The organism is Streptococcus sp. A25 (genome assembly GCF_043674095.1).
In the GTDB taxonomy this organism is placed as follows: domain Bacteria; phylum Bacillota; class Bacilli; order Lactobacillales; family Streptococcaceae; genus Streptococcus; species Streptococcus suis_V.
In genome coordinates, this window is the sequence record NZ_JBIMJO010000007.1 from 62,938 (window position 1) to 85,517 (window position 22,580).

Annotated in this window: 20 protein-coding genes, 1 pseudogene and 1 riboswitch; of the genes and pseudogenes, 8 read left to right on the top strand and 13 right to left on the bottom strand. The window is 44.2% G+C overall.

Translation table 11 applies throughout. From position 1 onward, the window contains the following. The first annotated feature begins 5 nt into the window (after positions 1–5). A complete protein-coding gene (locus ACHBID_RS04400; RefSeq protein WP_394731684.1) occupies positions 6–1,646 on the top strand; it encodes an oligosaccharide flippase family protein in 1,641 nt (546 codons plus the stop codon). A gap of 53 nt (positions 1,647–1,699) precedes the next feature. On the opposite strand, the gene tpiA is transcribed toward ACHBID_RS04400, so the two are convergent. From tpiA to ACHBID_RS04440, 8 genes are all read right to left on the bottom strand, one after another. Further along, positions 1,700–2,452: a triose-phosphate isomerase gene (tpiA, locus tag ACHBID_RS04405; RefSeq protein ID WP_004298713.1), complete on the bottom strand. Its 753-nt coding sequence runs from the start codon at positions 2,450–2,452 to the stop codon at positions 1,700–1,702. Between the two features lie 173 nt (positions 2,453–2,625). Continuing rightward, the gene (gene tuf / locus ACHBID_RS04410) at positions 2,626–3,822 is read right to left on the bottom strand and encodes an elongation factor Tu (protein ID WP_012775011.1); all 1,197 of its coding nucleotides are present in this window, start codon (positions 3,820–3,822) and stop codon (positions 2,626–2,628) included. Between the two features lie 123 nt (positions 3,823–3,945). Continuing rightward, the gene (locus tag ACHBID_RS04415; protein ID WP_105161088.1) at positions 3,946–4,899 is read right to left on the bottom strand and encodes an anti sigma factor C-terminal domain-containing protein; all 954 of its coding nucleotides are present in this window, start codon (positions 4,897–4,899) and stop codon (positions 3,946–3,948) included. After that, positions 4,886–5,383, bottom strand: a complete 498-nt coding sequence (locus tag ACHBID_RS04420) for an RNA polymerase sigma factor (RefSeq protein ID WP_105123091.1) — start codon at positions 5,381–5,383, stop codon at positions 4,886–4,888. The genes ACHBID_RS04415 and ACHBID_RS04420 overlap by 14 nt, the downstream gene beginning before the upstream one ends. A 122-nt stretch (positions 5,384–5,505) precedes the next feature. Next, positions 5,506–8,202, bottom strand: coding sequence for a phosphoenolpyruvate carboxylase (ppc, locus tag ACHBID_RS04425; RefSeq protein WP_394731683.1), 2,697 nt, complete (start codon positions 8,200–8,202; stop codon positions 5,506–5,508). A gap of 8 nt (positions 8,203–8,210) precedes the next feature. Next, entirely contained in the window at positions 8,211–9,443 is a 1,233-nt protein-coding gene (locus tag ACHBID_RS04430) for an FtsW/RodA/SpoVE family cell cycle protein (RefSeq protein ID WP_105110288.1), read from the bottom strand. A 270-nt stretch (positions 9,444–9,713) separates the two neighbouring features. Next, complete coding sequence (locus ACHBID_RS04435) at positions 9,714–10,106, bottom strand: DUF4430 domain-containing protein (protein ID WP_394731682.1); 393 nt, start codon at positions 10,104–10,106, stop codon at positions 9,714–9,716. Beyond that, a complete protein-coding gene (locus ACHBID_RS04440) occupies positions 10,103–10,591 on the bottom strand; it encodes a hypothetical protein (RefSeq protein ID WP_105161091.1) in 489 nt (162 codons plus the stop codon). The genes ACHBID_RS04435 and ACHBID_RS04440 overlap by 4 nt, the downstream gene beginning before the upstream one ends. A gap of 222 nt (positions 10,592–10,813) precedes the next feature. Between ACHBID_RS04440 and ACHBID_RS04445 the strand changes: the two genes are divergently transcribed. The 6 genes and pseudogenes from ACHBID_RS04445 (at position 10,814) to lysS (ending at position 15,743) form a co-directional block, all read left to right on the top strand. Further along, positions 10,814–11,659 (top strand): glycoside hydrolase family 25 protein, encoded by an 846-nt coding sequence (locus ACHBID_RS04445; protein WP_394731681.1) that lies wholly within the window; start codon positions 10,814–10,816, stop codon positions 11,657–11,659. Positions 11,660–11,668: 9 nt separating this feature from the next. Beyond that, a riboswitch (TPP riboswitch) is annotated at positions 11,669–11,764 on the top strand. Positions 11,765–11,811: 47 nt separating this feature from the next. Continuing rightward, entirely contained in the window at positions 11,812–12,369 is a 558-nt protein-coding gene (gene thiT, locus ACHBID_RS04450) for an energy-coupled thiamine transporter ThiT (protein WP_105160547.1), read from the top strand. Between the two features lie 83 nt (positions 12,370–12,452). Further along, positions 12,453–13,295 (top strand): DUF368 domain-containing protein, encoded by an 843-nt coding sequence (locus ACHBID_RS04455; protein WP_105160546.1) that lies wholly within the window; start codon positions 12,453–12,455, stop codon positions 13,293–13,295. Positions 13,296–13,306: 11 nt separating this feature from the next. Beyond that, entirely contained in the window at positions 13,307–13,786 is a 480-nt protein-coding gene (locus tag ACHBID_RS04460) for an aminoacyl-tRNA deacylase (RefSeq protein ID WP_105160545.1), read from the top strand. Position 13,787: 1 nt separating this feature from the next. Further along, positions 13,788–14,151, top strand: a pseudogene (locus ACHBID_RS04465) (phosphoglycerate mutase family protein). A 101-nt stretch (positions 14,152–14,252) separates the two neighbouring features. After that, positions 14,253–15,743 (top strand): lysine--tRNA ligase, encoded by a 1,491-nt coding sequence (gene lysS, locus ACHBID_RS04470; protein WP_394731680.1) that lies wholly within the window; start codon positions 14,253–14,255, stop codon positions 15,741–15,743. A 207-nt stretch (positions 15,744–15,950) separates the two neighbouring features. Here the strand turns inward: lysS and ACHBID_RS04475 are convergent, their stop codons facing one another. The 5 genes from ACHBID_RS04475 to ACHBID_RS04495 form a co-directional block, all read right to left on the bottom strand. Further along, positions 15,951–16,535, bottom strand: a complete 585-nt coding sequence (locus ACHBID_RS04475; RefSeq protein ID WP_105160542.1) for a 3'-5' exonuclease — start codon at positions 16,533–16,535, stop codon at positions 15,951–15,953. Between the two features lie 104 nt (positions 16,536–16,639). Further along, a complete protein-coding gene (locus ACHBID_RS04480) occupies positions 16,640–17,698 on the bottom strand; it encodes an LLM class flavin-dependent oxidoreductase (protein ID WP_105123081.1) in 1,059 nt (352 codons plus the stop codon). A gap of 111 nt (positions 17,699–17,809) precedes the next feature. After that, complete coding sequence (locus ACHBID_RS04485; RefSeq protein ID WP_105160541.1) at positions 17,810–19,060, bottom strand: ABC transporter permease; 1,251 nt, start codon at positions 19,058–19,060, stop codon at positions 17,810–17,812. Further along, a complete protein-coding gene (locus ACHBID_RS04490; RefSeq protein WP_105110682.1) occupies positions 19,060–19,755 on the bottom strand; it encodes an ABC transporter ATP-binding protein in 696 nt (231 codons plus the stop codon). Before ACHBID_RS04490 ends, ACHBID_RS04485 begins: the two co-directional genes overlap by 1 nt. Beyond that, on the bottom strand, positions 19,736–20,902 hold the full coding sequence (locus ACHBID_RS04495; protein WP_105160540.1) for an efflux RND transporter periplasmic adaptor subunit: 1,167 nt from the start codon (positions 20,900–20,902) through the stop codon (positions 19,736–19,738). Before ACHBID_RS04495 ends, ACHBID_RS04490 begins: the two co-directional genes overlap by 20 nt. 286 nt (positions 20,903–21,188) lie before the next feature. Here ACHBID_RS04495 and gorA point away from each other — a divergent pair, with 286 nt between their 5' ends. After that, the gene (gorA, locus tag ACHBID_RS04500) at positions 21,189–22,538 is read left to right on the top strand and encodes a glutathione-disulfide reductase (protein WP_105160539.1); all 1,350 of its coding nucleotides are present in this window, start codon (positions 21,189–21,191) and stop codon (positions 22,536–22,538) included. Positions 22,539–22,580 lie beyond the last annotated feature (42 nt).

Consider the following 22,580-nt stretch of genomic DNA (forward strand, 5'->3'; position numbering starts at 1 on the left):
AACACATGTCACAAACACAAAAACAACTTACACAAAAAGATCAAATGCTTCGTGGAACTTTTTGGTCCACAATCAGTGATTTCATTAGCAGATTACTCGGAGCACTTTATATTATTCCATGGTATTATTGGATGGGCCAATTTGCAAATGAAGCCAATGCCCTCTTTTCTATGGGTTATAATATTTATGCAACCATCCTACTTTTTTCAACATCTGGTATCAATGTCGCCCTTTCTAAACAAATTGCACGCTACAGCGTACAGAATCAAACCGAAACAATTGCAGCATTGATAAATGGCTTTTTGAAACTAATGGTTGTCTCTGGCCTCTTCTTTTCCACCTTGATGTACTTCACTTCTCCACTATTATCTGAAGGTATGGGACTCGGGCACGATTTAGTTCCAATTCTCCATAGTCTATGCCTTTCAGTCCTTGTATTCCCAGCAATGTCAACGATTCGTGGGATATTTCAGGGCTATGCCAATTTGAAACCAAATGCACTTAGTCAAATTTGGGAACAAATTATTCGCGTCATCTGGATGTTACTGACCACATATATGATTATGCAGGTGGGCAATGGAGACTATAAAGTTGCAGTTATGCAATCAACATTGGCAGCATTTATTGGTATGGTCGCCAGTGTTATCGTATTGCTTTATTTCCTAAAAAAAGAAGGACTTTTTCACCTTCTAAAAAAACCAAAATCGTCCACATTGGAAATTGATGTTACATCCTTAGTAATTGAAACCTTTAAAGAAGCTATTCCATTTATCATTATCGGATCTGCTATCCAAGCCTACCAGTTGATTGATCAAATGACCTATATACGAGTGATGGAATCCGTAACAAACTTTGATGTCAAACGGTTAATGGTTCTCTACTCATATATGTCGGCCAATCCCAATAAAATTGTCATGATTTTAATTTCAATTGTCAATTCAATAGGTGGTATTAGCATCCCACTTTTAACAGCTAATTTCTTGAAAAAAGATCACGAAGCTTCTGCTAGTTTATTGCAACACAATATAAAATTGATGAATCTATTCATCATCCCAGCTCTTACTGGTGCCCTGCTCCTTTCAAATGAACTGTATACTATTTTCTATTCCCAACCGGAATCGATCGCCCTGCAATTATTCAACCATGCACTAATTCAGACATTATTCTTATCCGTGTATGGACTTTTATCACCAACTCTAATAGCATTTTTCGAAGGCAAACGAGCGATTAGTTACTTCCTTATTGGTTTCATCGTAAAACTTATTTTACAGATTCCATTCATCTACCTATTTCATTCAAATGGTCCACTTGCAGCAACTAGTTTGGCTACCTTAACCGCCATCATTCTTATGTATCACCGTATCCACCAGTTGGTGGGACTTGATCAAAGCCTACTCATAAAACACCTTATCCAAGTTCTATTTGCCACAATCCTAATGGGAACACTTGTCTTCCTTGGGAGAATTGGTCTGGATTTATTCCTAATCGGTACTGGAAAACTAACCATGTTGATTAAACTAGTGCTCTTATCTGGTATTGGTGTTCTTACTTACGGCTACCTAACTCTAAGATCACAGATTCTTGATGATATTCTTGGGACGAAGGCAAATTCTCTACGAAGAAAATTCAACATTACACCCAAATAATAAAAATAGGATTTCCCACCATCACGTCGTAGGAAATCCTATTTTTTATTTTATTAAAAATTTAATAATGCCAAGAAGCTTTCAGCTTCAAGTGAAGCACCACCAACAAGGGCACCGTCAACGTCTGGACAAGCCATGTATTCAGCAACGTTTGATGGGTTTACAGAACCACCATATTGAACACGAACCTTGTCTGCCACTTCTTGACCAAAGTCAGCAGCAACAACGTCACGAACAGCTTTACACATGTTTTGTGCATCATCTTTAGTAGCTGATTTACCAGTACCGATTGCCCAGATTGGCTCATAAGCAATCACAAGTGATGCTACCTGCTCAGCAGTCAAGTCTTTCAAGGCTGCAGAAACTTGAGCACCTACGAATTCAACTGCTTTACCAGCTTCGTAAGTTTCAAGTGACTCACCACAACAGATGATTGGTGTCAAACCATTACGGAAGATAGCGTGTGCTTTCTTGTTGATATCTTCATCCGTTTCATGGAAGTAATCACGGCGCTCTGAGTGACCAATAACCACATAGTTAACTCCCATTTCAGCCAATACTTTTGGAGAAGTTTCACCAGTGAAGGCGCCAGCATCTTCAAAGTAGCAGTTTTGAGCAGCAACTTTCAATTCAGAATCTTTAGCGAACCACAAAAGAGCGTTCAAATCTACAGCTGGAGCTGCGATAGCTGCTTCAATTTTGTCGCCAGCAGGCAATTTGCCTGCAATAGCCTCAACGAAAGCTTGTGCTTCTTGAGGATTTTTGTTCATTTTCCAGTTTCCTGCAATGATTGGTTTACGTGACATTTCACATACCTCTTCTTTTTTATTTTACAAAGCCCATTATAGCATAAAATCAGGCAAGGATAAAGCATTTCCGTGCATTTTATGAATACTTACAGAAAAACTCTCTACCCGAAAGTAGAGAGTTACAATTTAGTTGTCTGACTATAATTGTTATTTCTGGGAACTCAATCGAATTAAGCTTCGATTTCTGTAACCATACCTGAACCAACAGTACGTCCACCTTCACGGATAGAGAAAGTAGTACCTTGTTCAACGGCGATTGGGTGGATCAATTCAACGTCGATAGTAACGTTATCACCAGGCATTACCATTTCAGTACCTTCTGGCAATTTGATTGAACCAGTTACGTCAGTTGTACGGAAGTAGAACTGTGGACGGTAGTTGTCGAAGAATGGAGTGTGACGTCCACCTTCTTCTTTAGTAAGGATGTAAACTTCACCTTTGAATTTAGTGTGTGGGTTGATAGAACCTGGTTTAGAGATAACTTGACCACGTTCGATTTCATCACGTTGAACACCACGAAGAAGCACACCAACGTTATCGCCGGCAAGACCTTCGTCAAGTTGTTTACGGAACATTTCAACACCAGTAACAACTGCTTTAGATTTTTCTTCTTGAAGACCAACGATTTCGATTTCGTCGTTGACACGAACTGTACCACGGTCGATACGTCCTGAAGCTACAGTACCACGACCAGTGATTGAGAATACGTCCTCGACTGGAAGCAACAATGGTTTATCAGTGTCGCGTTCTGGTTCTGGAATGTACTCATCAACAGTGTTCATCAATTCCATAACGATGTCTTCGTACTTAGAGTCACCTTCAAGGGCTTTAAGAGCTGAACCTTGGATAACTGGAAGATCATCACCTGGGAAATCGTATTCTGAAAGAAGGTCACGGATTTCCATTTCAACCAACTCAAGCAATTCTTCATCGTCAACCAAGTCAACTTTGTTCATGAAGACGATAAGGTGTTTAACACCAACCTGACGTGAAAGAAGGATGTGCTCACGAGTTTGTGGCATTGGACCGTCAGTTGAAGCTACTACAAGGATTGCACCGTCCATTTGGGCAGCACCAGTGATCATGTTTTTAACGTAGTCCGCGTGTCCTGGAGCGTCGATATGCGCATAGTGACGTTTTTCAGTTTCATACTCAACGTGTGCAGTGTTGATAGTGATACCGCGCTCGCGTTCTTCTGGAGCAGCATCGATAGACGCATAGTCTTTTGGTTGGTTAACTGATGAAGGCAAGCGACGTGCCAATACAGTTGTGATAGCTGCAGTCAAAGTAGTTTTACCGTGGTCAACGTGTCCAATTGTACCAATGTTAACGTGGGGTTTACTACGATCGTATTTTTCTTTTGCCATTTTGGTAAAAGCCTCCAATAAAATATATTTTATAGATAGACAGTAGGCAATACGGTCTAACTTTACCTTACTATTCTATCAAATTGTAGCAGAAATGCAAGCATTTTCTATTTTTTTTGTGATTTATTCCATGTAGAGCTGATAATAGGGCTGATTTTGGATGGAAGCACCGATGCTTGAGGATGCAATCCAAGTTTGATTTTCTAAGGAAACAAAGTTTTCTGCCGGTCCTGTCAGGATGACACCAGCAAATTCTAGCTTGTCAATTTCCTCCTGCTTGGTGAAGTCTGTATCGCCGAATTTAGCAATGTAGTCTTCTACATCATTGAGAGGAAATCGGTCAAAACTTCCCTTATCTTTTTTTGAGAGTTCAATATATTCCTTCATCATCTGAATACCAGACTTGAACTCCACCTGGTGTTCTGCTGGAATATCAGCTGGAAAACTTCTCAGACTCTGCTCTTTGAAGCCGAACAGCTCATCCGGGGTCACCAAGGTACGGTCCCTGTGACAGGTCCCAATCCAGTACCAATTTTGCTTAAGATTTTCTGGAATCATCTGCTTAATCTGACCCAGTGTGTACTTCTTATCAAATCGAATGGCAACTTCTACCAGCTGACCGTCCATGTCCTTAAGATATTTGAGCTGATTCTTTTCTCCCCATTCCGTAAAAGTGGGAAGCTTGGTATTGCTTGAATAATCATAGAGAAAATCTAAACTAGCCCCTGGGGAGTTCTGAGTAGGGTCATAGTGCATACTAAAGAGGGTAAAGTAGACTTCCCTTTGGCCAAAAGAAATAGGGACACCAGCTATATCCTTGCTCAAATTATAGTAGATTTTACCTGAAAAAAATCCCGTTTCTTGTATTTTTATCCCATCATGGCGAATGTTGGGATAGGCGATTTCTGTCAGCAAATTGTACCGTTCTCGCTCGCTATTAATGCGTGCACCGTAAATCATTTTAACCATCCAAGAACCAATAAAAAGGAAAACAAAACCAATGAGCAGGGATAAGCTGATTGTTTTTAGCAGGTGTTTCCTTCTACTCTTCTTGGTTGCAATTTCAAAAGTCTTCATAGTGATACCCCTTTTCTGTCAAGGTCTTGGCCAATTGTTTCCGTCCTCTGTGGAGATTGATTTTAACTAAGCTTTGAGATTGACCTAAAATTTTGGCAATCTCCTTGGTTGTCATCTCCTGAAAATAGTAGAGGTCCAAGACTAGCTGATACTTGCTCGGCAGCTCTGCTATTGCCCGATAGAGCGGCTCATAAGACCTGTCGTCAAATTTTGTCCAACCATTTTGGTGGAAAAATTCCTTCTGTAAGATGTCATGATAATGTTTGTCCCGCCTGTATTTGTCAATGTAAGCTCGGACAGCCGATCGATAGAGCCAGGCCCTGAGTTTCTCGAAAGGAAGGACAATATCGGAGGTGAGAATTTTGACCAGAACATCCTGGGCAATATCCTGGCTATCTGCAGGATTGGCGCCTGACTGTTGCAGATAGTAGGAAATTTCCTCAGCTATAGCAATGACTTCTTTTTCATAATCATCTAGTTTGATACTGCTCCCCTCCCTTCACTAATATAACGAATGAATCTGCAATCGGTTACACAACTTTTCTATATCCATTATACATTTTTTGACAAGCAAAAAACAACCTCCGCAGAAGTTGTTTTCGTCTCTTATCCTGAATTTCGGAGGCCTGTCGCCACACCGTTGATGGTGATGTGAATCAGGCTTTCCTGCTCTTTGCTGAGCTCCCCACGACGGAGGCGGTTAATGAGCTCAATTTGGATATAGTTAAGAATATTGAAGTAAGGCATGCGGTAGTCCAGACTGGCCTTGAGGAAAGGCAGTTCGTCTAGCAACTCTTCATGTTGCTCAATAGACAAAATCATATCTTTAGTCAGCTGCCACTCATCTAAAATGGCATGGAAGATATTGCGAACTTCCTCTGTCTCACACATTTTGGCGTATTCAAAGGCGATGTTCATGTTGGACTTGGATAAGACCATGTCTACATTTGACAAGAGTGAACGGAAGAAAGGCCAGCTCTCGTACATTTTTTGTAGTTTAGCTAGGTTTTCAGGCGCCTTGTCAATATAGCGTTTGAAACTAGAACCAACACCATACCAGCCTGGCAGCATGACACGGTTTTGTGACCAAGAGAATACCCAAGGAATGGCACGGAGCCCACCGATTTCGGTAATGGTCTTACGGGCTGCTGGACGAGAACCGATATTCAAACTGGAAATCTCACGGATTGGCGTCGCGGCAAAGAAGTAATCGTAGAAACGAGGATTATTGAAGACCAGGTCGCGGTAAATAGTATAGCTATCCGCCACAATCTCATCCATGGTTTCACGGTAACTACCAATTTCATCCGGATCCGTAATCATCTGCGTTACCATACGATCCAGCGTTGCAGACACCAGCATTTCCAGATTGTAGTAAGCTGCGTCCTTGTTACCATATTTATTACCAATCACCTCGCCCTGCTCGGTCAAACGGATACGGTCTTTGATAGAACCGAATGGCTGGGAGGTAATGGCATCATATGATGGACCACCACCACGACCAACCGTACCACCGCGGCCATGGAAGAAGGTAATCTTGACACCATTTTCTTGACCGATTTGGGTCAATTCATTCTGGGCCTTGTAGAGGGTCCAGCCTGATGACAGATAACCACCGTCTTTATTGGAATCCGAATAGCCCAACATGATTTCCTGGTAATATTTATTGCCAGCAATCCAGCGTTTGGTCAGGTCTAATTTCAGATAATCACGCATGGTAGCAGCAGCATTGTCCAAATCTTCAATGGTTTCAAAGAGTGGAACAATCTGAACACGGGCCTTGTCGACATCAACCAGACCAACCTCCTTGAGCAAGACTGCCAATTCTAGCAAGTCTGATACGCTCTCTGAGTGGGAAATGATGTGCTGTTTGATGACCTCTTCACCTAGCTTATCCTTGAGTTCACGCGCTGTAGCAAAGATTGCCAACTCTTTTTCCAACTGCTCTGACTTGGCTACATGGGTTGCTGACAGGATGCGTGGGTCTGTTTCCAATTGTTTGAGGAGCACATGGCACTTAGCCTCTTCTGACAGGCTTGAATAATCTTCAACGATCCGTGCAGATGCTAGGAGCTCTGCTACACTTGCTTCTAAGATAGATGAATCCTGACGCATGTCGATGCTGGCCAAGTAGAAGCCGAAGGCTTCAATCGCTTCTAAAATCTCTGTCAAATCTCCCTTAATCAGTGCCGCTGTTTTATTTTCTTTCAGGGATTTCTTGATAGCCAGCAGGTCAGCCTTGAAAGCAGCAACGTTTTCATAGCGATCATCAGCTGGTTTGTTGTGCACGAGGTAATCACGCGTGTTTGCCAACTTCATCTGGATATAATGGAAGGCACGGCGGTAGGGTTCGTTTTCACGATAGACAGACTGATCCTGTGACAAATCAGCCAATTGCTGAACTGCCGGACTGACCTTGACAATAGTGGTCGACAGTGAGAAATTACGGTAGAGCTTGTAAAGCTGCTCATCGTAATAGTTCATAATCACTTGGCACTGGGTCAGGGCTGATAATTTCAAGGTTTCGGCCGTCACAAATGGGTTTCCGTCACGATCACCACCAATCCACATACCCATGGTAATAGGACGCGGATTATCCAACTCAATGCCCTTCTCGGCAGCCAGACGCTTGTACTCTCCTTGGAGCTTGGTCACTGCCTTAATGAAGGAGGAATTGTAATACTCCATGACATTGGTAATTTCATTGGTAACCTTGAGTTTCTTCTCCCGTGTCATATCCGTCTGCATGATGATTTCGATATAAAGACGCAGTTGGTCTTCCCACTTGGTCCGGTTCATCAAGCCCAATTTGACATCGCGGTAACGACGGAGCAATTCGTGGATATGCTTGGTCAAATCCAGCATGGACTGGCGTTGAACCTGAGTTGGGTGGGCCGTCAAGACAGGAACGACATTGAGTTTTTCAAGGATTTCAGCCGCATCTTCATGTTTGGACACCATATCAATTGTTGTGGAAATTTTTCCTAGATAATCATGACCAATATTATTTTGATGGTTGATTTCATAGGCCAAGTCCACATCTTCAGAGATGTTAATCAAGAGAGGTAAGATAGCGAAATAGCGAGAAATCACAGCCAATTCGTCATTGTCTAACTGGCCGATAATATCAATCAAGGCCTGGTAATCATCCTCATGTGAGAGCTGAGAAAGCTCCAAAATCTTCTGAAAGGTATCTGCAGACATCATCTGTCCAGCTACCTCTTCAAGGATAGTGGTCAGGATAGCAACTTCTTCCTTGATAGCATCCTTGTTGTTGTAGTTTTCTAACTTCTGAATTTTCATATTTCTCCCTAACTTTCTGTTTTAGCCATGGTCTGCTCTATTTCCTCTTCCCAGAGCTCCCGTTTCTCATTTGCATCAACATTTAAAACAAAGGCAATTCCTATAGAAATAACCAACAAGCTATTCCCCCCTTGTGATAGGAAGGGGAAGGTCACTCCCGTAGCAGGAATCAAGCCGGAAATACCACCGACATTGACAAAGGTCTGAATCAGCATCATCCCTGCTACTCCCAAAGCCATCATGGAATTGAAGGGGCGTCTAGCCCGGATACCCACCACAATAATTCTCAATATCAAAAAGAATAAGAGGGCGAGAATCAGGGAGGCTCCGACAAAGCCTAATTCTTCGATGACAATGGAAAAGACAAAGTCTGTATGGGCTTCTGGCAGATAGCCATTTTTCTCAATAGAATTTCCCAAGCCTCTGCCCAGCCAACCGCCATTACTCATGGCGTAGTAAGAATTGGTCAGCTGCAAACCTGATTCTGTCGCGTTTTCAAAGGGATTGAAGTAGGCTGAGAAGCGACGGGCAATATAGCCAAAGACGGGAATCCGTGCCACCAAATCAACCCCTAAAATCCGAATGGAGCCCAACAAAATGGTTGCTCCCAGGACCAAGCCCATCAGGACTGTTGAGAACCAGCGATAAGCCACACCACTGACCGTTACCATGACCAAAATAATCAAAACTACAATCGTAGCATTCCCCAAATCGGGTAGGCTTGCTACCAACCCCAGGAAAAACAGGCTGACAATCCGCCAATCATTAAAGGCCTTGGGCATCCAGCTTCCCTTAATCAAGGCCTGGTAATCATAAACCTGGATATCCCTCTGCATAGCGGAAAATCGTGCCGCCAGGTACCAGACAATCAATAATTTCAAGTATTCCGCCGGTTGGAGACCGATGATCCCCCCCGGTCCCAAGCGAATCCAACCGTGGGCACCATTGACCGGATCAAAGAAATGCGACGCGACCAACATGGCTACTTCCAAGAGGAGAAATAAGCGAATCAGCCCCCTCTTCTTCAGGACCGTCAATTTCATCCGGTAGATGATAGACATGGCTACCAAACTCAGAATCCAGAAAAGTCCCTGGCTAATGACCATGCTAAAAGGATTTCCGCCCTTTTGTATTTGTAGGGCACTGGTTGTTGAATAGACAATAATCAAGCCAATCACTGAAAGAATCAGATAGGGCAAGAGAATAGAATAGTTCAGCAAATGCCGTTTATCAATCTTCATTGGTCCTCCTATAAAAAACAAGTTCTATGCTGTATATTATTTCTATTATAGCATAGTTTCATCAAAAAACGAGAGAATAGCCAAGCAGATTCAAAAATAAGGAACATTATTCTGTTCACTCAATTTTAATAAAATATACCGGCCTATTTCTCTGCAAAATCAGGAATGTCAATTGACCATTTTCACAACTATAATTTGTTTTTCAAAGCATATAAAAAGCCAGAGGCAATCCTCTGACCTAGTTTGTTTAAGTGCTCTAGCTATTTGAGTTTATTGAAAGCTTTCAAGGTAGAATTCAACATCGTCGCCTTCTTGTAGAATTTGTTCTACAGCACCTTTTTCTGCCAAGCTACCATTGACCTTATACATCCAGTAGGTATTGCTGGCTGGATCCTGACTTTTTCCGTCGATGACCGTAACCATGCCGTTTTCTTCCTCGATATCGTAGTACTCTTCCAGGACATCCATGACAGAATCACCAGCTTCAAATCGGACATTTTCGGTAGAATTCTGACCATCAGTCGTAATCCTCAAAGTGGCCTCAAGTAGCTGACTGGTTTCCTCTACCTGACTGCTAGCTGTAGGCTGGTTACTCGTTGTCGAACACCCTAGCAAAACCAAGACAGATAGGACACTAACACAAATTCTTAGTAACCGTTTCATTTTATAAACCTCCGAAAAATCCCGTCAATAATTGGGTAAAATAAGGCAGTTGATACTGCATGGGCCACATCAAAACTCAAGCCATTTAGCCAATAGACCCATGGATTGACCCCAAATTGTAGGGCTGACAGAAGACTAATGACCAATCCATATAGAAAAGTGACTACAGCAGCTAACAACATAGGTATGAGGACTGAATTCCAAGAGCTCAACCGCAGGCCGGACCATACCCATTTCCACACTAGCATGATAGCTGCAAAACTGAGAATCTGCCACAAAACAACTATCCCAAACCCCATATAAATAGCCGTCCCAAACATGGTCAAAGCCATGATGAGGAAAGCATCTGCCATGGGCAAAAAAAGGCTGGAGACTAAAAATATAGCTGTAATGGGCTTGATATTAGCAAAAGGAAAAAAGGCAAATCGAAGTGCTATGCAAACGCTGGCTAAGATAGCAATTCTACTAATTTTCTGGGTAGTCATGCAACTCCTACTTCATTTTTAGGACCTGTATTCTCATGCAAGAAACTTGTTGGACAAACTCGCAACGGAGAAAGGTTCCGTCCTCTAATGACAGGTTCTTATATCCATTAGTAGCTTACCCCAATATCCAGGATATGTCAAGCGGATGAAAGTTAGCTATTTCCTGCATAAATGAGACTATTTTTTTTGATTTTTCCAGATCTTTGAGTTAAAATAATAAAGATGAGAAAAAGAATTAAACCTATCATTGTGATTGTTTTCTTTGCTCTATTCACTTCCTTGATTCTCCTGACTCGGACCATGGCTATCCAAGCTGAAAAACGGGCGGCAGCAATTCAAGAAGCCCAGATAGAAAAAGAAGCAAAGAGGATCACAAGCGCAAGCTCTACCTATGTCATAGAGAATGCTTTAGAAATGAAGCCAATCATTGACGTTTCCGCATGGCAACGACCTGAGGATATCGACTACGATACGCTCAGCGAACAGATTTCTGGAGCTATTATCCGGATTCAGAGTGGTTCCCATACAAAGAAAGAAAACTCTGCCACCGATAAAAATGGAATTGACAAGTCCAGTAAGCAGCATATTGAAGAATTTCAAAAGCGGGGAGTTCCCATCGCTGTCTATGCTTATGTGACAGGAAATTCTATAGAAGCCATGAAAAAAGAAGCCCAATCCTTCTACAAGCTGTCTTCGCCTTACAAGCCAACCTTCTATTGGATGGACGTTGAGGAAAAGACCATGGGCGATATGGATGCCGGCGTCGAGGCTTTTAGACAGGAGTTGGTAGACCTTGGTGCTAAAAATATTGGACTCTATATTGGCACCTATTTTATGGATGAACATAGCATCACAGTAGATAAGTTTGATGCCCTGTGGATTCCAACCTATGGGATGGACTCGGGTTACTACAATGCCGCTCCCAACACTGATTTGGCCTACGACCTTCACCAATATACTTCACGAGGTTACTTGAATGGCTTTAAATACCATCTGGACCTCAACCTCATCACTAGCTTAAAAGACCCTAACGAGGTCTATCAAAAGCTCTTTACCGTTCCTGAGTAACAACTAAATAATTTCACAAAGGAGTGCTTCGGCTGAGATCGCATCTGCGAAATCCTCGAACCTGATCTAGGTAAGACTAGCGTAGGGATTGTGTTTTATGGATAGCATAAAAAACCAAACCTCCTTTCATTGCAACCATAAAGGAGGTTTTTATGTCCCATACTAAATTACGTACCCTAGCTGAAGTAGCCATCTTCTCTGCCATTGCCCTGGTCTTTGACAAACTACCGCTCTTCACTATGCCTCAAGGTGGATCGGTTTCCTTGGTCATGCTGCCCATTCTCTTTCTGGCACTCAGACATGGCCTGGCTATCGGTGTGCTAGCAGGTGGAATTGTCGGTACCATCCAACTCTTCTACGGCGGCTACTTCCTCAATCCCTTCCAGGTCTTTCTGGATTACGCCCTATCCTATGCTGGAATTGGGTTGGCAGGGCTATTTACAAGACCTTTTAAAGCCAGTAAGACCAGCACAAGTGCAATCAGCTGGATTGGACTAGCCAGTCTACATGGAGGCAGCATTCGTTTCCTAGCCAACTTCCTGGCCGGAATCATCTTCTATGCTGACTACGCTACACCTGGTATGCCTGTCTGGCTCTACTCTCTTCAATACAATCTCAGCTATATTCTGCCATCGACCCTGATTGCAGCAGGTCTGTTGATTGTTCTCTACAAATCAAGACCTGCCTTCTTTAAGGTAAAATCATCCTAAGTCTGTCCGTTTTGGCAGGCTTTTTTCGACGAAATTCGGTCTATGTGCTATAATGGGTCCATTACATAATTTTGGAGGAATTTATGTCATCTTGGATTTCAAGAATTATCAAGGGAATGATTATCGCCCTTGGATTTATTTTGCCCGGTGTTTCTGGTGGTGTATTGGCTGCGATTTTGGGCATCTATGAGCGGCTCATCAGCTTTTTAGCCAATATTCGCAAGGATTTCAAGGAAAATTTGCTCTATTTTATCCCTGTTGGAATCGGGGGAATTTTGGGTATTGCCCTCTTCTCCTTTCCGGTTGAATTCCTGCTCAAGCACTTCCAGGTACCCGTTCTCTGGGCCTTTGCCGGTGCCATTGTAGGAACCATTCCTAGCCTGCTCAAGGAATCTACTCAAAAGAGCCAGCGTGACAGCATTGACTGGATTTGGCTGGTTGCAACCTTTATCATCTCTGGTCTTTTGCTCTACAATTTGAACAGTTTGGTCGGAACCCTGCCAGCTAGCTTTGCTAGTTTTGTCTTGGCTGGTGCTCTGATTGCTCTGGGGATTTTGGTACCTGGGCTCAGCCCGTCTAACTTGCTTTTGATTTTAGGGATTTACGCGCCTATGCTCAATGGATTCAAGTCCCTGGACCTGCTTGGCACTTTTCTGCCTATCGCTATCGGTGGGGCCCTAGCTATGGTGGCATTTTCTAAAGCCATGGACCATGCTCTCAAGGTCTACCACTCCCGCGTTTACCACTTTATCATCGGTATCGTCGCTTCATCTACCATTCTCATCCTTATCCCACAAGCTGGCAATGAGGAAGCCATTTCCTATGCTGGAGCTGGCATCGGAACCTGGCTTGCTGCCCTTGTCCTCTTTGTTCTTGGTGCCTGGCTTGGCCTTTGGATGAGCAAACTCGAGGAAAAATACAAGTAGGAGGTCATCCTATGGCAAAGAAAGAAAAAATCAAGAAAACCTTGGTCGACCAGATTCTGGACAAGGCCAAAATTGCCCACGACAGTCTGTTCATCAATGCCCTTGAAGGCAAGGTACCTGAAGGTATCCAAATGGAACAAATCTACAAAACCCTGGCCCTAAAAGGTGATAAGACAGGGCCCATTATCGGAATTGTTCCCATTACCGAGCACCTGTCCGAAAAGAAATTGGCCAAGGTCTCTGGCAACAAGAAGGTCACCATGATTCCACAAAAGGATCTGGAAAAGACGACCGGCTATGTCCACGGTGCCAACAACCCTGTCGGTATCCGGCAAAAGCACAATTTTCCTATCTACATAGACCAGTCAGCACTGGAAACGGGCTACATGATTGTCTCTGCTGGTGAAGTGGGCCGTTCCATCGGCATTGATAGTCGGATCCTGGCTGATTTTGTCAAGGCTAGTTTTTCCGATTTGACCGAGGGAGACTAGCATGAGGATTTACTTTATCCGCCACGGCAAGACCGAGTGGAATCTGGAAGGTCGATTTCAGGGTTATTCTTGCGACTCTGCCCTCCTGGCTCAATCCTATGAGGACTTGAAAAGAAACTGTTTATCAAGTCCGTCAACGTTTAGTCGATTTTGTCAAAAATCTGGAAGATTCCCAGCTATCAACTGTTCTCATCGTGTCACATGGTTCAATCTTAGTCGCTGGAATCATGACGCTGCTGGGCTATCCTGCCCACGAGGTTTGCTCTCGCGGTGGCTTGGACAATGCCTCCGTGACTATTCTTGAAACGTTTGATATTGAGCATTTTATGGAAATTTGCTGGAATGATACATCTTATAAACAGTAGAGAAATCTGCTGTTTTTTTGTTTCCCTGGCTATTTCCTGCTGATTTTTTCCCTATTCTATGATAAAATAGAAGGAACAGACTTTGGAGGAATGAAAATTTTATGTCTACTGAACATTTTGAAGAATTGAATGACCAACAACTTGTCCGTCGTGAGAAAATGACAGCTCTTGCAGAACAGGGCATTGACCCCTTCGGTAAGCGATTTGAACGCTCTGCTGATTCTGCTCAGTTGAAGGAACAATACGAAGACAAATCAAAAGAAGAATTGGAAGAGCTGGGTCAAACGGCTATTATCGCTGGTCGTATCATGACCAAACGCGGTAAGGGTAAGGCAGGTTTTGCTCACATTCAAGACCGCGAAGGCCAGATTCAGATCTACGTTCGTAAGGATGATGTTGGCGAAGAAAATTATGAAATCTTCAAAAAAGCAGACCTTGGTGACTTTATCGGTGTCGAGGGAGATGTTTTCAAGACAAATGTTGGTGAGTTGTCTATCCATGCTCGCAAATTGACTCACTTGTCTAAAGCGCTCCGCCCATTGCCAGAAAAATTCCACGGTTTGACAGACATCGAGACCCGCTACCGCAAGCGTTATTTGGACTTGATTACCAACCGTGAGAGCTTTGACCGTTTTGTAACCCGCTCAAAAATCATCTCAGAAATCCGCCGTTACCTTGACGGACTTGGTTTCTTGGAGGTGGAAACACCTGTCCTTCACAACGAAGCTGGTGGTGCAGCGGCTCGTCCATTCATCACCCACCACAATGCCCAAAACATTGATATGGTCCTTCGTATCGCGACAGAACTCCACCTCAAACGCTTGATCGTCGGCGGTATGGAACGCGTCTATGAAATCGGCCGTATCTTCCGTAACGAAGGTATGGATGCGACCCACAACCCTGAGTTCACTTCCATTGAGGTTTACCAAGCCTATGCGGATTACTTGGACATCATGGACTTGACCGAAGGCATTATCCAGCACACTGCCAAGGCAGTTGTCGGTGATGGTCCTGTGACCTACCAAGATACTGTCATTAACATCCACGAGCCATTCAAGCGTATCCACATGGTCGATGCTATTAAGGAACAAACTGGCGTGGACTTCTGGCAAGAGATGAGCTTCGAGGAAGCAAAAGCCCTTGCAGCTGAGCACAAGGTCCCTGTGGAAAAACACCATACAGAAGTTGGTCAAATCATCAACAGCTTCTTTGAAGAATACGTTGAAGCAACTCTTATCCAACCAACCTTTGTCTATGGTCACCCAGTAGCCGTATCTCCATTGGCTAAAAAAAACGATGAAGACCCACGCTTCACAGACCGCTTCGAGCTCTTCATCATGACCAAGGAATACGGAAATGCCTTTACAGAATTGAACGACCCAATCGACCAATTGGAACGCTTTGAAGCCCAAGCTAAAGCCAAAGAATTGGGTGACGACGAAGCAACAGGTGTGGACTATGACTACATTGAAGCCCTCGAATACGGTATGCCACCAACAGGTGGACTTGGAATCGGTATCGACCGCCTCTGCATGCTCTTAACAGATACAACAACCATTCGGGATGTACTTCTTTTCCCTACGATGAAGTAAGTTTGAGATGAGTGCAGTTTTAGGGACTCATATCAATTCCAATCGCTCTCTTATTTCTCAGCGATTGGCTCCAATAGTCCACTGGACTATTGGACTCCCTAATTGAAATATGCTCTAGCTGAACGCAAATTTATAGCTTCACACCAATTCCAACTAGAAAATCAAAAAAATGAGTTACAGTTTCATTGCTGTAGCTCATTTTCTCTTCTAATCAAACAAATTTCCTAGTCCGGCAAAGGGATTGTTGGTCACGACTTCTTGCTGACCTAGCATCTGTTGGTTTTCATCAAACTCTAAAAATTTCTCATATACCTGGGCGGTCATACGAGCATCTTCTAGGCTATTGTGCCCTCGTCCCTTGACACCCAGATAGTCCGCCACTGAGGTCAGCTTGAGATTGACGATACTGTTTAAGTCTGTTGACCGACGCTCCAAGGCCTCTTCATAGAGGTCAACCTGGTACTGGTCCTTCAAATCCAGACCATTTTCTGCCAGAATAGGTAGATCAGACTTCATAGCATTGTAACCGATGAGGGCTGCTTGTCCCACAAAGGCCTGAAAATCTGCTAAAACTGTCTCTATTTTAGGGGCAGTTTTAATCTTCTCTGCGGTGATACCTGTCAAACCGTTGATAAAGGACTGGAGGGGAATATCTGTGTAAACATAGCTGTCGAACTGGTCCACTTCCTCATGGTTGACAAACTTAACTGCCGACAGCTGGATTAGCTGATAAGCACCGTTGGCCGCATTAAATTCCAAATCAAACGCTACATATTCCTGTAAATTTTCCATTTTGCACCCTCAAACATCTATTTCTGCATCTATTATACACCATTTTTTCCTAAAATGGACAGATAAAAAGGCTGGCGAATACCAGCCTTTCAGTGAGGGCAAATTTACTTTTCAGCTTCTTCTTTTTTAGCAAAATATTCTCGCACAATCGGTGCGACTTCTTTACCATAAAGCTCGATAGCACGGAGGACATCCTCATGTGGCATAGAGCCGATTGGCAAGTGGAGGAAGAAACGCTCCAAATCCAAGGTTTCGATAGTTTGGATAATTTTTGCAGCGACGTGCTGTGGATCGCCAACAATGCTTGCTCCTTCATCTGTCAAAGAATAGAGGTATTGGGCCTTGGTCATTTCAGACCAGTGTGGCCGGTCCTTTGCGATATTGTTAGTGACCACTTTAGTTGGGTGGAAGTATTCCTCAACAGCCTTGTCATGGTCGTCTGCTATCCAACCCCAAGAATGGGCTGCAACCTTAGTTTTCTCAGGTGAGTGACCGGAATTGCGAGCCACCTTTCGGTAGGCATCTACCAGCGGTTTAAAACGATGAGCCCCTGCTCCAATGACTGCATAAACGATTGGCAGGCCTTTTTGGGCAATCTTGATGGTTGACTCGACATTGCCACCAGTCGCTACCCAGATAGGAAAATCTTCCTGAACAGGTCGCGGATATACAGGCTTATTGTCCACCGACTGGGTGAATTTACCACCCCAATTCAAGTTGGTAGCCTTGTCAATCTCTAAAAGCATATCCAATTTTTCATCGAACAGTTCTTCATAGTCATGCAAATCATAACCAAACAAGGGGAAGGACTCCGTAAAGGAACCACGGCCAGCCATGATTTCCGCTCTGCCGTTTGACAAAGCATCAATGGTGGTGTACTGCTGATAGAGGCGGACTGGATCCATAGAGGAAAGAATCGAAACTGCTGATGTCAGTTTGATATGCTTGGTATTGACAGCACCTGCTGCCAGGACAATTTCAGGTGCAGAGACCGCAAAATCTTCGCGGTGATGCTCCCCAATCCCATAGACATCCAGGCCAACCTGGTCTGCCAGTTCAATCTCTTTGACCAGCTGACGAATGCGCTCGTCGTGGCTGTACGTTTCTCCTGTCTTTTCAAGAGGGGTTGTTTCTCCAAATGTTGAAATACCTAATTCTACCATGATGTTACTCCTTTAATCTGAATGATGTCCTTATTTTATCTTTAACTAGTGATAATGTCAAGCCGTTTGCTCACAGAAAAACGACTAGGAAAAACCTAATCGTTTTGAATATTATTCATATCGCAGTGCTTCAATTGGATCCAATTTAGAAGCCTTATTTGCTGGGAGGACACCGAAGATGATACCAACTAAGGCTGAGAAGGCGAGACTCCCCAGAACCACTGGGATAGAGATGACGGCGGACATACCCTGACCCATGACCTTGCTGATATTGAGCAAAACGACAGTCGTTTGGGCGATTAAGAGACCAATGGCACCGCCCAGAGTGGTCAAGACCATAGCCTCAATCAAGAACTGACTCAAGATATTGGCACGAGTCGCTCCCAGTGCCTTCCGCAGACCGATTTCCCTTGTCCGCTCGGTCACGGATACCAGCATAATGTTCATCACGCCGATACCGCCGACCAAGAGGGAGATACCTGCAACCGCACCTATAAAGGTGGTCACAATACCTAGCTCACTCTTGAAACTTTCAATCATGGCAGACATGTCAAAAATATCATAGCGAGCCTCTTTTAGACCAGAAACCCTAGTCAGATAGTCCGCAGCAGCCTGACCAACCTCTGTGACCCTGGTCACGTCTTCAACATAGACATAGAGTCCTGAATTTTCTTTCATGCCCATCTCTGCAGCAACCTGGGTATTGGCCATAATGGCATTACCGCCTGAGTTCATCCCAAACATGGCCGTACCAGCATTGGGCTCCTTGTAAACACCGATAACTAGATAGGCATTGCCATTGAGAGAAACCGTCTGGTTGAGGGAGGCTTCCATGGAGCCAAACAGTTTTTCAGCCAGATTGACATCCAGCATGATAATGCGAGCAAAGCGACTATAGTCATTAGGAGTGAACTTGCGTCCTGCCAAAATTTCTAGATTTTTGACATCAAAATAGGACCGGCTGACCCCATTGATGGTCACATTATCAGCTGATTTGTTACCGGCTTCTATTGTTCCCATATTACTCAAATTGATATAGTAGTTGCTTAAACCGTCAATTTCCAGAAGTCCTTGCAACATGCTATGGGTCAAGTCAGGCTCTTCTTCCATAGACATTTCCCCAGTGAAGCCAGCATTAAATAAACCCGACGAAACCTCTTCTAAATTTACATATGGAGAAAAATGGACAGAGACATTATTTTGCTCACCAGCCAGGGCCTTCTCCATGGATTTCTGTAGGCCTTCACCTAGAGCCATGATGATAACAACAGCAGCCACACCGATAATGATACCCAACATGGTGAGGAGGGAGCGCATCTTGTGGGCTAGGATTGATTTTAAGGCAAATTTCCAATTTTCCATTAAGCCTCCTCCCTTCTTCTGTCCTCAGTGATAATCCCGTCCCGAAGAACTATTTTCCGCTTGGCATAGGCGGCAATCTCTGGCTCGTGGGTGACCATGATAATGGTCTTACCTTCATTATTGAGCTCAGTCAAAAGCTCCATAATCTGCTGGCCAGTCTTGGTATCCAGGGCCCCCGTCGGCTCATCCGCCAAGATAATGGCTGGGCTATTGACCAAGGCACGCGCAATAGCCACCCGTTGCTTTTGACCTCCAGACAATTCCGACGGCAGGTGGTCCATACGTTCTGCCAATTCAACTTTTTCTAGGTAACGTTTGGCCTTTTTCTTACGTTGGTTGGACGGTACTCCTGCATAAATCAGGGGTAACTCCACATTCTGCAAGGCGTTGAGCTTGGCAAGGAGGAAGAATTGTTGGAAGACAAAACCGATTTGGTCATTGCGGACCTGGGCCAACTTTTTCTCCGATAACTGGCTGACTTCCTCGCCTTCTAGCCAATAGTTGCCAGAACTAGACCTGTCCAGCAAACCAATAATGTTCATGAGAGTGGATTTACCAGACCCAGACGGTCCCATAATGGCTAGAAATTCTCCTTCTTCGACTTCCAAATCAATATCCTTGAGAACTCGCAACTCCTGGTCGCCGTTTTTATAGGATTTGTTGATTTGTGTGAGTTTAATTAGCTGGTTCTTCATCGGCTTCTACCTCTTGACCCTCTTGTAAGTCAAAATCTGGGAGGACAATGACATGGTCACCAACAGACAAGCCCTTGATCACTTCCTGGTTAAGAGCATCTGCATTACCCAGAGTCACCTCTACTTTTTTAGCCTTACCATCTACCAATGTCCAAACAAAGGTCTTATCATCCTCATAGACAACAGCTGTCACAGGGACCAAGATATTTTTGCTGGTGTTGACCACTTCCATATTGACAGTGAAACCTTGCTTGAGGTCGCCGATATCGCTAGTCAAAGTCACCTTGAAAGGATACTTGGCACCACCACCAGATCCGCCGCCACCCGGTACTGCTACCGCAGTTTGATCATTGGCTGGATAGTTTGAAATATAGGAAATTTTACCAGTCCAGGTCTGTTCTGGATAGACTTTAGTGCTTAATTTCACTTCTTGGTCAACCTTGATATTGGCCAAATCATATTCTGTAAGCTGACCTGTCACCTGCAGGCTATTTTGGTTGACGATGTGAATGACTGTCTGGCTATTGGTTGAGCTCTTAGAAACAGACTTATTGACCTCAACAACTGTACCTGACACGGTGCTGGCAACGGTCGCTTCATTGACGGCCGTCCACGCCTTGTCTACCGCCGCTTGGGCATCCGCATAGGCATCATTCAAATCCGCCAATTGCAAATCAATGGAACGTTGGGCAGAGGCCGCTGCTTCTCCATCCAAGGCTGGGTCACCTGTTGTTGGCAAGGTCTGACCACCATTTTGCACCTCATATATTTGACGTCCAATCTTATCCCGTCCGCGCACAGCCGAATCAAGAGCCGTCTGCAATTCATAAGCATCATAGCGAAGCAGGGCCGTTCCAGCCTCTACCTGGTTACCCTGTTCAACGTAAAATTCACTGATATCGCCTTTAGAGGGGTCATAATAGACAAACTGCTCTTCACCCGCAGCCACTGTCCCCGTCAACAAGGTCGACGAAGCAATCGAACCTTCCTGAACCACCCTGTAGGTCATGGGTAATGTAAAGTCTTCACCTGCGCTACCTGAACCACCTAAGGCATTAGAGAAGAGTAAGGCCCCACCGACCAGGGCTACCGATGCAACCCCAAGACCAGAAAAAAGGGCAATTTTTGCTTTTTTGGACTTAAACATATCTGTCTCCTTTACATGTTACAAAAATAATTGTCTTATAAAGATAATACACTTATACATCGTTTTTTGCAAGTGTTTTCCATACTAATTTTATAATATTTTTGTCAATTATCCCACTTACATTTTTGTAAGAAATAGCTTCTATCAATCATGCAGGTATGGCCAGTATTTTTACAAAATAATAGTAAGAAAAACCTAAACAAGGTTTCACGATAGACGTAGCGGATTTTTGATTGAAAGATAAAAAAAGGGTAGAATGTAGTCAAGAAATCTTTGGAGGAAGAAAATGAGAGAATTTGATATTATCAGCATTGGTGGAGGAAGTGGTGGTATTGCCACTATGAACCGAGCGGCTATGTATGGTGCCAAGGCTGCCGTTATTGAAGGCAGCTATATCGGTGGAACCTGTGTCAATCTAGGCTGTGTTCCTAAAAAAATCATGTGGTACGGTTCTCAAGTAGCTGAAGCCATTCACACTTATGCACCAGAATACGGTTTCACCAGCCAGGATGTTCACTTCAACTTCGCAACCCTGCGTCAGAACCGTGAGGCCTATATCGAGCGTTCTCGTTCCTCTTATGGCAATACCTTCAAAAACAATCAGGTTGAGGTCATTCAAGGTTTTGCCAAATTTGTAGATAGCCATACGGTCGAGGTCAATGGTGAGCGAATCAAAGCCAAACACATTGTCATCGCTACTGGTGGTCTTCCAGTTATTCCCGCCATTCCAGGTGCTGAATTGGGTGTCGTGTCCGACGACTTCTTTGCCTGGGAAGAATTGCCAGAGTCTGTCGCTGTTATCGGCGCTGGCTATATTGCCGTTGAGGTGGCTGGCGTCCTACACGGTTTGGGCGTGGATGCCCAGCTCTTTGTCCGCGGCGACCGCCCATTGCGTAACTTCGATACCTACATTACCGATGCCCTCATGGAAGAGATGGAGCGGACCAAGCTCCCACTTCACACCCATAAAACGCCAAGCAAGCTGGAGAAAACGCCAGAAGGAAAAATCCAAATCTTCTTTGAGGACGGCACTTCCCACATTACTGACCAGGTTCTCTGGGCTGTTGGGCGCAAGCCAAATACCAACCAGCTTAACCTAGAAGCTGCTGGTGTGACACTAACAAAATCGGGCCACATCGAAGTCAACCAATACCAAGAAACAGTGGTTCCTGGCATCTATGCCTTGGGCGACGTGACGGGTGAAAAAGAGTTGACACCCGTTGCTATCAAGGCTGGACGGCTCCTATCGGAACGCTTATTCAACGGTAAAACAGATGCCAAAATGGACTATACAGACATTCCAACTGTTGTCTTCTCCCACCCAGCTATCGGTACGGTCGGATTAACAGAAGACCAGGCCCTTGTTCAATACGGTGCGGACCAAGTCAAGTGCTACACTTCAGCCTTTACCTCTATGTACACAGCCATGGCAGACAACCGCCAGCTGACCAAGATGAAACTAGTCACCGTTGGTCCTGAAGAACGAGTGGTCGGCCTCCACGGTATCGGCTACGGTGTCGACGAGATGATCCAAGGTTTCTCAGTTGCTATCAAAATGGGAGCTAGCAAGGAACAATTTGACGCCGTTGTGGCCATCCACCCAACTGGCTCAGAAGAATTTGTCACCATGCGATAGAAATTTCATAAAAACGCTCAGACTTTCATCTGGGCGTTTTAT